Genomic DNA, 13,719 nt, shown 5'->3' on the forward strand with positions numbered 1-13,719 from the left:
GACATCGCCTCCAGCGGATGTCTGGAGCTGATCCGTCAGGGGGCTACCTTGGTGCGTGATGTCGATGACATGCTCGCCGAGCTGAGTCATCTGATGCCGACGGCCGGCAACGTGAACTCACTTGCCTTGGCTGACGCTGCCGCTCTCGGGTTGCCAGACATTCAGTGCCGCCTCGCGCATGGCACGCTTCTCTGCATCGCTTGCTCCCCAGTTGCCGTCATAGACGACACCTTCCCATTCGCCGTAGGTCGGGTTGGGCAGCATGATGAAGCGGCGTCCGAATTCACCGGCCTGCTTCTCGACTTCCGCGTGGCGTGCCGCGCTGGTGGCTTGCTGGAAGGCCTGATCGAAGTCCCCCAGGTTGTCACCCATCAGGATGACGATGTCGTGCTCGGCCGTGACGCTGGCGCGGCGTGCGGTCTTGTCGGAGCTGTCGGTACGCGGCATCACGTGCTCGGCATTCGCCTGCGGGAAGCCCAGTGCGGCGAGATTGTCGATGGTGGCCTGCTTGCCGACCGCCTTGCGATTGGTGATGTAGTAGACATCGACACCGCTGTCGTGGGCGTAGTTGAGGAAGTCGACGGCGCCCGGGGAGGCGGTGGAGACGGCGTCGTCTACCCAGTCCGCCCAGCTCTGGCTGTCGTAGGTACGGCCTTCGCGCAGCGCCCAGCCACCATAGCTGGTGGTGTCGAGCACGGTATCATCGACATCCACGACCACCGCGAGTGGCTTGTCCTCGGCACTGCGACGCGCGAGTGCCAGATTCAGGCGATCGTGCGCCACATTGAAGGCCTGCAGCGACAGACCATGGAATTCAGCGCTGCGTTGTATCCAGAGGGTCGCCAGCATGGCCTGGTCGCTGAGTGGAGCCCAGGAGTCCGTGCGGATCATGAATGCCAGTGCTGTTTCGTTCGATCTTTCCGCGGTAGCGGCGGCTGCCGAGCATGTGCGTGGTGGCGGCATCGTCGCCTATCCCACCGAGGCCGTGTGGGGGTTGGGGTGTGACCCCGACGATGGCGAGGCGCTGTCGCGCCTGATCCGGCTCAAGGAGCGCGATCCGTCCAAGGGACTGATCCTGATCGCCGGCGACGTGACGCAGATCGAGCCCTGGCTTGAAGGGATCTCCGAGCAGCAACGTGAACGGTTGATGGCCAGCTGGCCCGGCCCCTTCACCTGGCTGGTGCCTGACAATGGTCGCGCGCATCCGCTGCTCAAGGGAGAGCACGTGAGTCTGGCGGTACGTGTCAGTGATCATCCTCTGGTCCAGGCGCTGTGTGCGGCGCTGGATGGCCCGCTGGTATCCACCTCGGCCAATCGTGCGGGAGACGCTCCGGCGATGACGGCTGCCGAAGTGCAGGCTGCCTTCGGTGAGGCGCTGGCGGATGACGTGATTCTGACGGGGCCGCTGGGCGGCAATCCTCGCCCCAGTACCATTCGTGATCTGGTGACCGGCGAGGTCCTGCGGGCCTGATTTTCGATTCATCGGAGGCATCGTGGCACACGCCAATCTTGAAGACGTGAAGGTCTACCTGCTCGACCTGCAGGACCGCCTGTGTGATGCATTGCAAGCCTGCGATGGCAAGGCTGACTTTCGAGAAGACAGCTGGGAGCGTGCCGAAGGTGGTGGCGGCCGCTCACGAGTCATCGAGAATGGCGGTGTCTTCGAGAAGGGCGGCGTCAATTTCTCGCATGTCTTCGGTCATGAGCTGCCGGCCTCGGCGACTGCCGTTCGCCCTGAACTGGCGGGCCGCAGTTTCCACGCGGTGGGGGTCAGCTGGGTGTTGCATCCCCATAATCCGCATGTCCCGACCAGTCATGGCAACGTGCGCTTCTTCATCGCCGAGAAGGAAGGCGAGGAGCCGGTCTGGTGGTTCGGAGGCGGTTACGACCTGACGCCGTTCTATCCGGTGCTGGAAGATGCCCGTCATTGGCACCAGACCGCGCACGATGCCTGCATCGCCTTCGGCAGTGATGTCTATCCTCGCTACAAGGCCTGGTGTGACGAGTATTTCTACCTCAAGCATCGCGGTGAGACGCGTGGCATCGGCGGCCTGTTCTTCGATGATCTCAACGAGTGGGGCTTCGAGCGTTGCTTCGCCTTCCAGCAGTCAGTGGGAGACAGCTTCCTCGATGCCTATCTGCCCATCGTCGAGCGCCGTCGTGACACGGCCCATGGCGAGCGTGAACGCAACTTCCAGCTCTATCGTCGCGGGCGCTACGTGGAGTTCAATCTGGTCTGGGACCGTGGCACCCTGTTCGGCCTGCAGAGCGGCGGACGCACCGAGTCCATCCTGATGTCGATGCCGCCGGTGGTCCACTGGGAGTATGGTTACCAGCCCGAGGAAGGCAGTCCCGAAGCCGCGCTCTATCGTGACTTCCTGCATGCCCGCGACTGGCTGGGCGAAGAGGCCTGATCGCGTCATTGGCCCTGATGTTTCACTGTGATTGTCACCGGAGTCCTGATGTCCCGCTACGCTGTATTCGGCAACCCGATTGCCCACTCGAAATCCCCGCTGATTCATCGTGCCTTCGCTGAGCAGCTCAAGGACTCCCTGAGCTACGAGGCGCGACTGGCGCCGGTGGATGACTTCGCGGCTGGCTGGGCCGAGTTCGTCGCTGAAGGCGGGCAGGGGGCGAATGTCACCATGCCCTTCAAGGAGCAGGCCTATCGGCTGGTCGAGGTATTGAGTCCGCGCGCTCGTCGCGCCGGTGCCGTGAATACTCTGCTGCTGGGCAAGAATGGCCAGCTGTATGGCGATACCACTGATGGCGTCGGGCTGACCCGTGACCTCGAGCGTCTCGAGGCCCCGCTCACGGACGCGCGTATCCTGATTCTTGGCGCTGGCGGCGCCGTGCGTGGCGTGCTGGAGCCTCTGTTGGCCAAGCAGCCTGCGGCATTGGTGATCGCCAATCGCACCGCTGCCAAGGCCAGCGCGCTGGCCGAGGACTTCGCGGACCTGGCGGGAGATGGCTGTCAGCTCTCCGGTGGCAGCTACGAGGCCATCGAAGGTCAGTTCGATCTGGTCATCAATGGCACCAGCGCATCGCTGGGCGGTGAGTTGCCGCCGTTGCCGGATTCGTTGTTCTCATCGCAGGCGCTGGCCTACGACATGATGTATGCCGCCGAGCCGACCGTCTTCATGCGCTGGGCCAGCGAGCAGGGGGCACGGGGCGAGGATGGTCTCGGCATGCTGGTGGAGCAGGCGGCCGAGTCCTACTTCCTGTGGCGCCACAAGCGCCCGGATACGGCACCCGTGGCGGACATGCTGCGCAAGATGCTGGTCAGCGGCTGAGTGCAGGTTTCCAGACGATAGCCATGTTGATACACGCTCTTCAGGCGCAGGCCACGCCGACCGTCGAGTTCCAGCTTGCGGCGCAGGCGACTGATATGGGTGTCGACGGTGCGGGTGGAGATGTCGCCATTGATCCCCCAGACCATCTCGAGCAGGTAAGCCCGCGAGAACAGCTCTCCAACACGACGCAACAGCAGCACGGCAAGCCGGTATTCGCGCTGCGTCAGATTGACGGGATGTTCGCCGCACCAGATGGTGTGCTCATCCTGTTCGATCCGGTACTGGCCGTGGCCTTGCTGTTGGCAAGGCGTCGTCCCAGCGCGGACACCCGGGCTGACAGCTCTCTGGGATTGATGGGTTTGCTCAGGAAGTCGTCGGCACCATGCTGCAAGGCATGCACGACATCCTCCTCTCCCTGGCTTGCGGTGATGAACAGGATCAACCCCTGCCAGCCGTGTTCATTGCGCAGCGTACGCGTCAGTTCCATGCCGCAGGCATCCGGCAGCTGCCAGTCGATGATCAGCAGGTCGAAGCTGCGTTCACGCAATGCGCGCAACAGTTGGCTCGCGCGTTCGAATCCTGCCACTTCATGCCCCTGGGACTCGAGACACAGGGTCAGATAATCACGTTGATCATGGTCATCTTCGAGAATGCCGATATGCATGTCGTTGCCTCCCTGCGTGGGTATGACCAGCAGTCTACGCGCCCCTTGCGTGAGACCGCGTCACAATGGTTCACGTTTGGCCCGACGATGGCGGCTTATACTCGTTCCCAGCTGCTCTCTTGCTGTCGTGCACCTCTGCTCATGGTGGCTCGTGATTGGCGATGATGCCTCGCGACGGTGAATCACTGGCCGTGATCAATGGCTACCCATGATCCACAGGAGTCTCCCTCATGCCTCTTCTCGTACTCTCACGCCGCTTCATTCTGGCGTCACGTCGCATGCGCCACTGGCTCCTGCTGATGGCGTTGTCGCTCTCACCCTTCGCCATGGCGCTGGAAGCACCGCAAGGGCCGGTCGTGCTGCGCGTCACGGGTGATATCCGTCACGTCAATGCCGGTGATGAGGCACATTTCGATCGCGCGATGCTACAAGCGCTGCCACAGCGGGAAACCGTGACCACCACGCCATGGCATGACGGTGAAGTCAGCTTCAGCGGACCGCTCGGTTCGGCGCTGATGGAGGCGGTGGGCGTTGACAGTGGCACCATGCGCATCGTCGCGCTCAATGACTACGCGGCCAATGCCCCGGTGCAGGATTACTTCGACTACCCGGTGATACTGGCCATGCAGGCCGAGGGCAAGCGTCTTCGGGTACGCGACAATGGCCCGATCTTCATCATCTATCCCTTCAGCGAGCAGCCGGATCTCCTCAACGAGGAAATCATGACTCGCTCTGTCTGGCAGGTGAAGCGGATCGTCATCGAACGCTGAGCCCACATTCTCCGCTCCGTCTGATGAGCTCTGGCAGGATGCCTGTGCATGAATCCTCTTCGTTCTCTGCATTTCAGAACCGCCATCGCCATTGCCGCGACGCTGTTTTTCGTCTCGGCACTGGTGACTGGCGTGCTGGTCTACCAACGCCAGCAGGCCCTTGAGCACAAGCTGCGCGAGAACCTGATCTGGGCGGTCTATCAGTTCGACAGGGAGGTACGCGAGCTGCGCATGGTGGTGGCCGAGGAGCAGCAGTCTCCCACGCCACCGGAACTGATGGATGACAGTGAGCTGCTGTTGCGTCTGGACATCCTGTACAGCCGGGTACAGCTGCTGCAGAACGGTCAACTCGGCAGCATGCTGGCGGGGATGCCGGAACTGCATGTCCAGCTGCTGGCGATGCTGCCCAGAATCGAGGTGCTGGACAACGGCATCATGGAGCTTGCGAGTCGTCAGCAGCGTGAAGAGGCACTCTACGCGCAGCTGCTCAGTCGCCTGGTCTCTCTTCAGGAGCAGACAGGCAAGCTGCTGCTGGATATCAACGCGGAGGCTGCCTTGCAGCGCACGAAGGAGCGTACGGAGCTTCTCAATCTGTATGCACTCGCGCTGTCACTGGTCCTGCTGATGACCCTCAGCGGCACTGTCCTGGTGGTCGCTCTGATCGTCGAGAGTCGCGGGCGGGCCTCCAAGACCCGCAAGCTGGAGGAGCGTACTCAGGAGCTGGATGGCATGGTGCAGCTGGCGCAGGCCGCCAGTCGTGCCAAGTCGGAATTCATGGCGATCATGAGTCATGAAATACGCACGCCTCTCAACGGCATGGTCGGCGTATCGGACCTCATCGGTGAGGAAGTCTCGACCCAGCGTGGGCAGCAATATCTGGTGATGCTGCGTCAGAGTGCCGAGAGTCTGCAGGCCGTCATCAATGACGTGCTGGATTACTCCAAGATCGAGGCCGGCAAGCTGGAGCTGGACCGGCGCTGCTTCTCGCTGCCCGACTTTCTCGAGTCATTGTCCGCGCATTACACCCGTCAGGCAGACGGTGCCGTCAAGGGGTGCTCGCGCATCTTCCTGGAGGAGCGTGCCGATGACCTGCCTGTCTGGGTCGAGGGAGACGTCAATCGTCTGCGCCAGGTGCTGACCAACCTGCTCAACAACGCGTTCAAGTTCTGTCCCCAGGGGACCATCCGGTTGCGGGTGTCGTCGCAAGAGGACGAGACCCTTCATTTCGAGGTCCACGACAGCGGTTGCGGTATCGCCTCTGACCAGGTGAGTCAGCTGTTTGCCCCCTTCACCCAGGTGGATACCTCGATGGCACGTCGCCATGAAGGGACCGGGCTGGGGTTGGCCATCTGCAAGCGGCTGGTGGAGGCAATGGGTGGAGAGATCGGCGTGGAGAGTCATCTTGGCCTCGGCAGTCGATTCTGGTGTCGCGTGCCGTTGCCGGTGCTGACAGCCTCCGAGGCCTGCCCCCAGCAGACGGCGAGGGAAGCCCCCTTGCCCGAGGCCCGCGTTCTGGTGGTGGAAGACAACGAGGTCAATCAGTCGCTGGCTCGCGCAATGCTGGAATATCTGGGGCAGCAGGTCACGATCGTCGAGGAGGGTGAGCAGGCGCTGGCCTGGCTGTCGCAGGCGGACCATGAGGTTGATCTGATCTTCATGGACATGCAGATGCCAGTGCTGGATGGTCTGGAGACGACACGACGCTGGCGTCAACGGGAAGCCGAGACGTCCGCGACCCGCCTGCCGATCATCGCGATGACCGCCAACGTGATGCAGGAAGATGCACGCCGTTGCATCGAGGCCGGAATGGACGGTGTCCTGCACAAGCCCTTCACTCGTGATGACCTGCAGCAGGTGCTGCACCAATATCTGGTCATCGCTGCTTCAGCAGGCGACCTGTCAGGAGCTGCTTGCCACCCTGAGTCGCGAGGCTTACTCACGACTGTTGAGCAATTACCTGACGCGCCTCGAGGGGCGACTCGACGTGATGTTGACCCTGCTACAGCAGAGGGATCTCGGGGAGCTCAAGCGGGAAGCGCATTCCCTGAAAGGGGCCTCTGCTTCGTTGGGATGCAGCGGTATCGCCAGCGGTGCCAGGGCGTTGGAGGAGGCCGCGATCTCCGAAGACATGACCCGGGCCCATCATCATGTCGCCACGCTGCGCGCCTTGAGTGTGCCGACGCGCGACAGTCTTCTCGAGCAGGGATATTTGCTCTCCTGAAGGTCAGTGAACGGAAGGCGCATGGCGCTGGATGAGGGCGCTGACGGCAGTGGGTGGGCAGTGGCTCCAGGCATTGAAGTCGGTGACTGTCATGGGCCGCGCGAAGAGATAGCCCTGGCCGAGATTGCAGCGAGTATCGCAGAGGTAGTCGCGTTGCTGTGTCGTCTCGATGCCTTCCCCGACGACAGCGAGATTGAGTCGCTGGCCAAGCTCGACGATGGTGCGCGTGATGGCACGGGCTTCCGGGTGGCTATCGCTGCGGCCGACGAAGCACTGGTCGATCTTCAGCTCGTCAAAGGGCAGATTGTAGAGCTGCATCATCGAGGAGAAGCCGGTACCGAAGTCATCCAGTGCCAGGCGATAACCGCGCTCGCGAATGGCGTTCAGGAGATGGCGGGCGTAGGTCAGACAGTCTATGCCGCAACTTTCCGTGAGCTCCAGGGTGATCGTATGGGGGTCGACCTGATGCTGGCTGGCAAGTGCATCAAGCTTCTTCAGCATGTCACGCGAGCGCAGCAGTTGTGGGGAAAGATTGAGCGCCAGATTCAGCGTGAGGCCCTGTGATTGCCACTCCTGCTGCTGACCGAATCCCTGATTGATGACCTGCCAGGTAAGCGATTCGATGCGATTGCTGCGCTCCGCCAGGGCGATGAACTGGTTGGGCATGACCATGCCGCGCAGAGGATGCTGCCAACGCACGAGGGCCTCGGCGCCACTCAGCTGGCCACTGGCAAGATCGATCTTGGGTTGATAGACGAGATGCAGCTGCTGCTGGGCCAGGGCCTCATCCAGCTCCGCGAGCGTCAGCGGATTATGGTGTTCATCGAGATCATTGAGCATGGACGCCAGATGCTTGAGATCGAACGGCTTGCTGAGCTGTCCCAGCATGTCCAGGCCACTGCGTCGGCCCTGATTGATCATCGCCTGCATGTCGTCATCGTGACAGGCGCTCATCAGAATGATGCCCGCCTCGACATTGCGCTCACGCAGATAGCTGAGAACATCAGCGCCGGTGAAGTCCCCCAGTTCATAATCCACCAGGATGAGGTCTGCCTGCAGAGAGGAAGGGTCACAGGCGATGTCCTGCAGTCCCTCACTTTCCATGCAGCTGAATCCGAAGGTGGAAAGCAGTCCGGCGATCAGCTCACGAAAGTCCGGATCATCGTCGATGATGAGTGCATGTCGCGTCATGTGATACATCCTCTGCGTAAGCCGGCTCAGCGCAGCCTGTCGCAGTTGGGCTTCTCGCCGGCGGCCCGTGCCTGCTGGTAGGTCGGCAATGCGGTCTCGAGGCGCTCGTTGAGCGCGGTCATGCGCTGCTCGTCACTGGGGTGAGTGGACATCCAGACCGGAGGCTGAGCGCCACCGGAGGCGTTCATGTTGGCCCACAGCTTGATGCTGGCACGTGGGTCAAAGCCGGCTTCGGCCATCAGGTCCAGCCCCAGCAGGTCGGCTTCGGACTCATGTGAACGCGAGAACGGCTTGAGCACGCCATATTCGGCGCCCATGCCCAGCAATCCCATGAGCTGATCACCACCGGTGCCTTCCAGCCCGGCCAGTGCCTGGGTCAGGGAAAGACCTGCGGACGTCAGGGATTGGGTCGAGACGCGCTCATTGGCATGGCGGGCCAGCACGTGGGCGATCTCATGGCCGATGACGGTCGCCAGCTGATCCTGATTCTCGGCGACTTCCAGCAGACCGGTGTTGACGCCGATGTAGCCGCCCGGCAGTGCGAAGGCATTGGCAGAGTCATCCTCGAATACCTTGACCTGCCACTCGCTGATGCCATAGCTGGCGGGCACCTTGGCGGTCACGGCATCTGCCACGCAGCTGACATAGGCATCCTGGCGGCCTTCCACCACCGGCAGCTCCTGTTGGTACTTGCTGAAGCTGGCTTCTCCCATCTTCTCCAGCTCCTGATCCGAATAGAGCGTCAATTGGCTTCGGCCCAGAGGAGAACTGGCGCAGGCACTCAGGGTGACGGACGCCGCAAGAGCCGCCAACGGGAGCAGACGGCGCAGGGCGCGGGGAGATGAGTGATCGAGCAATCCTGGCATTGAGGCCTCCTGGCAATGGTGACGATGACAACCTTCGAGTGCACGGCAAGGCGGTGCTGAACGTGCAAGAAACGTGCAGACAGCATAACCGGATAGGCGCAGTGGTGCAGTCAGCGAAATGATACGTTGCTGAGATCACAGCAACGTCAGGCCAGACGGGCTCGCCGGGCATGAGATACTGGGCGCGATCTCATGGGCCTGCCACGGCCCTTGCCCCATGTACCTGACAGGGAGTCATCATGTCACCAGAGTTTGAACACCGCCTCTCGCAGTTGCTGGACCGTCTGGAGCCGATGCTGCCGCCGACGGCTGTCGAGGTGGACTGGACACGAGACGTCGCCGCCTTGTGGACCCGCCACCCCCTGGGCGGCCGCCTGACCCCGATCGCGCCGCGTGATGCCCTGACGCTCGAGGATCTGCTCGGCATCGCCCGTCAGAAGCGCGAGCTGCTGGCCAATACCCGCGCCTTCCTGGCGGGTCGGCCGGCCAACCACGCGCTGCTGTGGGGCGCGCGTGGCACCGGCAAGTCATCGCTGGTACGTGCGCTGCTCAACACCCTGGGCAGTGAAGGCCTGCGGTTGATCCAGATAGACCGTCACGACCTGCCGGCACTGCCGGGGCTGGTCGCCGAGCTGGCACAACAGCCGCACCGCTTCATCGTCTATTGTGATGACCTGTCCTTCGAGGGTAGCGATGACGCCTACAAGGCGCTCAAGAGCGTGCTGGATGGCACCCTGACGGGCCCGCCGGAGAACGTGCTGCTGTACGCCACGTCCAACCGTCGTCATCTGCTGCCGGAGCACATGAGCGACAATCACGACACCCATATCGTCGATGGCGAGCTGCATCATGGCGATGCGGTGGAAGAGAAGATCTCGCTGTCGGACCGCTTCGGCCTGTGGCTGGCCTTCCATCCCTTCAATCAGGATGCCTACCTGGAGACCTGTCAGCACTGGGTGGAATGGCGTCTCGGCGCGGGCAGCTTCGACGAGGCGGCGCGTGCCGAGGCGTTGCGTTACGCCACTCAGCGCGGGGTGCGCAGCGGGCGTGCTGCCTGGCAGTTCGCCAATCTGTGGGCGGGACAGAAGACACTAGAGGCATGATTCTGGTGCTTGGCGATTGAGGTGCTTGTGAGACGACAATGCTCGCTCCATGAAAAAGCCGCCCCTGCAGTCATCTGCAGGGGCGGCTTTTTCATGGGGCAGACTAGCGGATCAGATCCGCTAGTCTGCCGTCACACACAGGCGTAGTTCACGCCATCAGCGGCGTTGCTTGCGTTCCTTGCGGGCTTCCTTGGTGCGCGCCAGTGAACGCTCTTTCGCGCGCTCGCGGTCATCGCTGCCCTGGGCGCCGTCGAAGGGGTTGTCGCCTGAGCGGAACTCAAAGCGCATCGGCGTGCCCTTGACCTTGAGCACCTTGCGGAAGGTGTTGGTCAGATAGCGCTTGTAGGCTTCCGGCAGCTTGTTGGTCTGGTTGCCGTGCACCACGATCAGCGGCGGATTGGCGCCGCCCTGGTGCGCCATGCGCAGCTTGATGCGACGGCCGTTGACCATCGGCGGCTGGTGCGCCTGAGTGGCATCCTGCAGCAGGGTGGTCAGGCGCTTGGTCGACCAGCGGGCCACGGCACTCTCGAAGGCGCGGTCGATGGACGGGTAGAGGTCACCCACCGCCGTACCGTGCAGTGCGGAGATGAAGTGCAGGTCGGCGTAGTCGGCAAAGCCCAGGCGACGCTTGATCTCGGAACGCATCTTCTCCTTGGCTTCGCTTTCCAGGCCATCCCACTTGTTGACCACCAGCACCAGAGCGCGACCGCTGGTCAGCACGAAGTCCAGCAGGTGGAGATCCTGCTCGACCAGTCCCTGACGGGCATCGAGCACCATCACGGCGACGTTGCACTTCTTGATCGCTTCCAGGGTCTTGATGATGGAGAACTTCTCCACCACTTCGCGCACGTTCTTGCGGCGACGGATCCCCGCGGTATCGACCAGCAGATACGGCTTGCCACGACGCTCGAAGGGAATCTCCACGGCGTCGGTGGTGGTGCCGGCCTGATCAAAGACGACCACGCGCTCCTCGCCCAGCAGGCGGTTGACCAGCGTCGACTTGCCGACATTCGGGCGACCGATGATGCCGATGCGCACGCCGCGGTCATCCAGCTCCGGATGCAGGTCCTCGTCTTCGCCTTCCTCGACTTCCGGGTAGGGCGAGAGCACCTCTTCCAATAACGTGGTGACGTTGCGGCCATGCTCGGCGGCGATGGCGCGCGGGTCACCCAGACCCAGGGTCCAGAAGTCGGACTTGCCGATTTCCTCGTCCATGCCGTCGGTCTTGTTGACCACCAGCCAGGTCTTCTTCTGGTTGATGCGCAGGTGGTTGGCGATGGCTTCATCGGCCATGTTCAGGCCGGCGCGCGCGTCGACCATGAACAGCACGATGTCGGCCTCATCGATGGCGGCCAGCGACTGGCCCGCCATCATCAGGTCGATACCTTCCTCGTCACCGCTGATGCCGCCGGTGTCGATGACGGTGTAGGGCTTGCCACCGACCTTGCCGGTGCCGTACTTGCGGTCACGGGTCAGGCCCGGGAAGTCGGCGACCAGGGCATCACGGGTCTTGGTGAGGCGATTGAATAGCGTCGACTTGCCGACATTCGGGCGGCCGACCAGGGCGATCACGGGGTTCATGAAATCTCACAGCATTCGCAGGGATAGCATCGATGCCGGCCCCGGGCGGTCTGCTTCGAACCATGACGGCTGGAAAGCACCTTGTGCAGGCAGGGCGATAGCGATGATATCGGACTTGGGTCACTGAAGGGCGTCGTCGGCGACTCAGGGAGCTTCGAGATCCAGTGCGGTCAGCTCGCCATCATTGGTGTAGACGAAGATGCGCTTGCCTTCGGTGAGCGGCGTGATGCTGATGCCGTCGCCACCGACGTCGTAGCGGCCAGCCATTTCCCCACTCTGGGCATCGATCAGGTGCACGTAGCCTTCATAATCTCCCACCACCAGCTTGCCATCGATGAAGGCGGGTGAGGTCAGCCAGCGACCCTCGAGGTCTTCCGATTTCCACAGCACGTTGCCGGTGTTGGCATCCATCGCCAGGATGTGGCTGGCGTTGTCGATGCTGAACAGGTAGTCACCCACGACGATCGGTGTCAGGTAGCTGGAGGAAGGCTTGTCCCACAGCGGCTCGCCATTGCGAGCATCCAGCGCGATCAGACGGCCGTTGTAGCTGGTGACGTACAGGCGACCGTCACGGGTCAGCACCGGCTGGCCATCCAGATCCACCAGCTGGTCCACTTCGGTACGCCCGGAGGGCACCGCGACCCGCAGGTCCCACAGCTCCTGACCCGAGCGGTTGTCCAGGGTCACGAGCTTGCCATTGGCGAAGCCGGCGAAGGTGACCGGCTGGATGACGCGCGGTGCGCCGGTGCCGCGCAGCGTCAACGCGGGGATGGTCGCGGAATAGACCCACTGTTCCTCGCCGGTGAAGCGATCCAGTGCGGTCACGCTGCCATCGACGCTCTGCACCACGATCAGCTCCTCGTTGTACTGAGGTGCGGCCAGCACTTCGCTGGAGACTCGCGTGCTCCATTCGATGCTGCCGTCCTGCTGGTCAATGGCGCTGACCTTGCCATCGCGGGTACCGACATACAGACGAGACGGGTCGGCATTCAATGCACTGGTGATGCCGGCCGGCAGGGTGATCTGCCAGACCTCGTCGCCGGTCTTGGCATCGAAGGCTTCCAGCTCACCCTCTTCTGCCGCCACGAACAGCCGGTCATTGGCCACGATGGGGGCCAGCGGGTAGTGAGCGCGACCCAGGCCGTTGCCGACCGATTCGCTCCAGGCGGAATCCAGCGCCACCGTGGCATCGAAGTCGACGAGTTCCTTGGGGGCATACTCTGGCTGGGCACTGCTGGCGCAACCGGCCAACAGGCTGACGGTCAGCAGTGACACAGGCAGCGACAGGCGGTGATTCAGTTTCATGACGGGCTCTCCACGGCGAGGTCGGCGAGTTTCAGATCCAGCCCGTAGACCGGCTGGCCGCTCTGCTCGGACAGGCGGCTGGCTTCTTGATAGGCCGCGACGGCTTCATCACGCTTGCCTTGTGCCACCAGTGCATCCCCGCGCACGGCGGCGGCCTGTGCCGCGAGGGTCGTGGGCGGGTTCTCCAGCAGGCTCAAGGCCTTGTCCTGCTCGCCGAGCTCCACATGGAGTCGGGCCAGACGCAGGCTGGCCAGCCCCTTGAGATAGCTGTCGGCGTCGCTGTCCACCACGCTCTGCAGTGCCTTGGCGGCAGCGTCGAGGTCATCGGCCTTCACCGACATGCTGGCATCCAGCAGATGGGCCATCTGGGTATAGAGACTGTCGGCGTGCTCGCTTTCCAGCTCACTGATCAGGTTGCGTGCCCGCTGGACACCCGCATCTTCCAGCGTGGGCTGACTGACGAGGCTGATCAGCTGCTGATAGCGCATGGAGGCTGCCTCGGACTGACTGGCCTCGTAATTCTGCCAGGCCTTGAAGGCAAAGATGCCGGCACCGGCCAGCACGACACCGGCGATCAGTGACTTGCCGTTCTCGCTCCACCAGCGCTTGATGGCCTCAAGCTGTTCTTCTTCGCTTCTGAGCTCTTCCGCCACGGGCGGTCTCCTTGACCTGGCCGGTACGCCGGCACATGCATTCGGGAGGCGGGGCGCACTGGCCCCGCCGGA

Annotated in this window: 14 protein-coding genes; 6 read left to right on the forward strand and 8 right to left on the reverse strand. The window is 62.8% G+C overall.

Annotation, left to right across the window (positions count from 1 at the left end):
* Nucleotides 1-117: 117 nt before the first annotated feature.
* Entirely contained in the window at nucleotides 118-963 is an 846-nt protein-coding gene (locus tag CU110_RS02610; RefSeq protein WP_127734452.1) for a 5'-nucleotidase, lipoprotein e(P4) family, read from the reverse strand.
* Here CU110_RS02610 and CU110_RS02615 point away from each other — a divergent pair.
* Genes CU110_RS02615 through aroE form a run of 3 tightly spaced genes read left to right on the forward strand, consistent with a single transcriptional unit; the run spans nucleotide 890 to nucleotide 3,293 of the window.
* Nucleotides 890-1,471, forward strand: coding sequence for a Sua5/YciO/YrdC/YwlC family protein (locus CU110_RS02615; protein ID WP_077380089.1), 582 nt, complete (start codon nucleotides 890-892; stop codon nucleotides 1,469-1,471). The two genes, CU110_RS02610 and CU110_RS02615, sit on opposite strands and share 74 nt — an antisense overlap.
* A 22-nt stretch (nucleotides 1,472-1,493) precedes the next feature.
* Nucleotides 1,494-2,414 carry an oxygen-dependent coproporphyrinogen oxidase gene (hemF, locus tag CU110_RS02620; protein WP_077380086.1) on the forward strand — a complete coding sequence of 307 codons (921 nt, stop codon included), beginning with the start codon at nucleotides 1,494-1,496 and terminating at the stop codon, nucleotides 2,412-2,414.
* Between the two features lie 45 nt (nucleotides 2,415-2,459).
* The gene (gene aroE / locus CU110_RS02625; protein WP_103751502.1) at nucleotides 2,460-3,293 is read left to right on the forward strand and encodes a shikimate dehydrogenase; all 834 of its coding nucleotides are present in this window, start codon (nucleotides 2,460-2,462) and stop codon (nucleotides 3,291-3,293) included.
* On the opposite strand, the gene CU110_RS16485 is transcribed toward aroE, so the two are convergent.
* Nucleotides 3,215-3,493, reverse strand: coding sequence for a helix-turn-helix domain-containing protein (locus CU110_RS16485; RefSeq protein ID WP_240665455.1), 279 nt, complete (start codon nucleotides 3,491-3,493; stop codon nucleotides 3,215-3,217). The two genes, aroE and CU110_RS16485, sit on opposite strands and share 79 nt — an antisense overlap.
* Nucleotides 3,494-3,516: 23 nt before the next feature.
* Entirely contained in the window at nucleotides 3,517-3,957 is a 441-nt protein-coding gene (locus CU110_RS16490; RefSeq protein ID WP_240665456.1) for a response regulator transcription factor, read from the reverse strand.
* 230 nt (nucleotides 3,958-4,187) lie between these two features.
* Here CU110_RS16490 and CU110_RS02635 point away from each other — a divergent pair, with 230 nt between their 5' ends.
* Both CU110_RS02635 and CU110_RS02640 read left to right on the forward strand, forming a co-directional pair.
* Nucleotides 4,188-4,727, forward strand: coding sequence for a hypothetical protein (locus CU110_RS02635; protein ID WP_240499648.1), 540 nt, complete (start codon nucleotides 4,188-4,190; stop codon nucleotides 4,725-4,727).
* Nucleotides 4,728-4,775: 48 nt separating this feature from the next.
* Entirely contained in the window at nucleotides 4,776-6,983 is a 2,208-nt protein-coding gene (locus CU110_RS02640) for an ATP-binding protein (protein ID WP_127734454.1), read from the forward strand.
* Here the strand turns inward: CU110_RS02640 and CU110_RS02645 are convergent.
* Nucleotides 6,952-8,139 carry an EAL domain-containing response regulator gene (locus CU110_RS02645; RefSeq protein WP_164850252.1) on the reverse strand — a complete coding sequence of 396 codons (1,188 nt, stop codon included), beginning with the start codon at nucleotides 8,137-8,139 and terminating at the stop codon, nucleotides 6,952-6,954. The two genes, CU110_RS02640 and CU110_RS02645, sit on opposite strands and share 32 nt — an antisense overlap.
* 26 nt (nucleotides 8,140-8,165) lie before the next feature.
* Complete coding sequence (locus CU110_RS02650; RefSeq protein ID WP_170877501.1) at nucleotides 8,166-9,005, reverse strand: M48 family metallopeptidase; 840 nt, start codon at nucleotides 9,003-9,005, stop codon at nucleotides 8,166-8,168.
* A 239-nt stretch (nucleotides 9,006-9,244) separates the two neighbouring features.
* Here CU110_RS02650 and CU110_RS02655 point away from each other — a divergent pair, with 239 nt between their 5' ends.
* Nucleotides 9,245-10,108, forward strand: a complete 864-nt coding sequence (locus CU110_RS02655) for an ATP-binding protein (RefSeq protein WP_077380076.1) — start codon at nucleotides 9,245-9,247, stop codon at nucleotides 10,106-10,108.
* Nucleotides 10,109-10,264: 156 nt separating this feature from the next.
* Here the strand turns inward: CU110_RS02655 and der are convergent, their stop codons facing one another.
* The 3 genes from der to CU110_RS02670 all read right to left on the reverse strand — a co-directional run bounded on the left by der (nucleotide 10,265) and on the right by CU110_RS02670 (nucleotide 13,647).
* Nucleotides 10,265-11,689 (reverse strand): ribosome biogenesis GTPase Der, encoded by a 1,425-nt coding sequence (gene der, locus CU110_RS02660; protein ID WP_077380074.1) that lies wholly within the window; start codon nucleotides 11,687-11,689, stop codon nucleotides 10,265-10,267.
* A 144-nt stretch (nucleotides 11,690-11,833) separates the two neighbouring features.
* Nucleotides 11,834-12,994 carry an outer membrane protein assembly factor BamB gene (bamB, locus tag CU110_RS02665; protein WP_077380072.1) on the reverse strand — a complete coding sequence of 387 codons (1,161 nt, stop codon included), beginning with the start codon at nucleotides 12,992-12,994 and terminating at the stop codon, nucleotides 11,834-11,836.
* Entirely contained in the window at nucleotides 12,991-13,647 is a 657-nt protein-coding gene (locus CU110_RS02670) for a tetratricopeptide repeat protein (protein ID WP_084207900.1), read from the reverse strand. The genes bamB and CU110_RS02670 overlap by 4 nt, the downstream gene beginning before the upstream one ends.
* Nucleotides 13,648-13,719 lie beyond the last annotated feature (72 nt).

The sequence above is a fragment of the Cobetia sp. ICG0124 genome (genome assembly GCF_004006355.1).
Lineage (GTDB): Bacteria > Pseudomonadota > Gammaproteobacteria > Pseudomonadales > Halomonadaceae > Cobetia > Cobetia marina.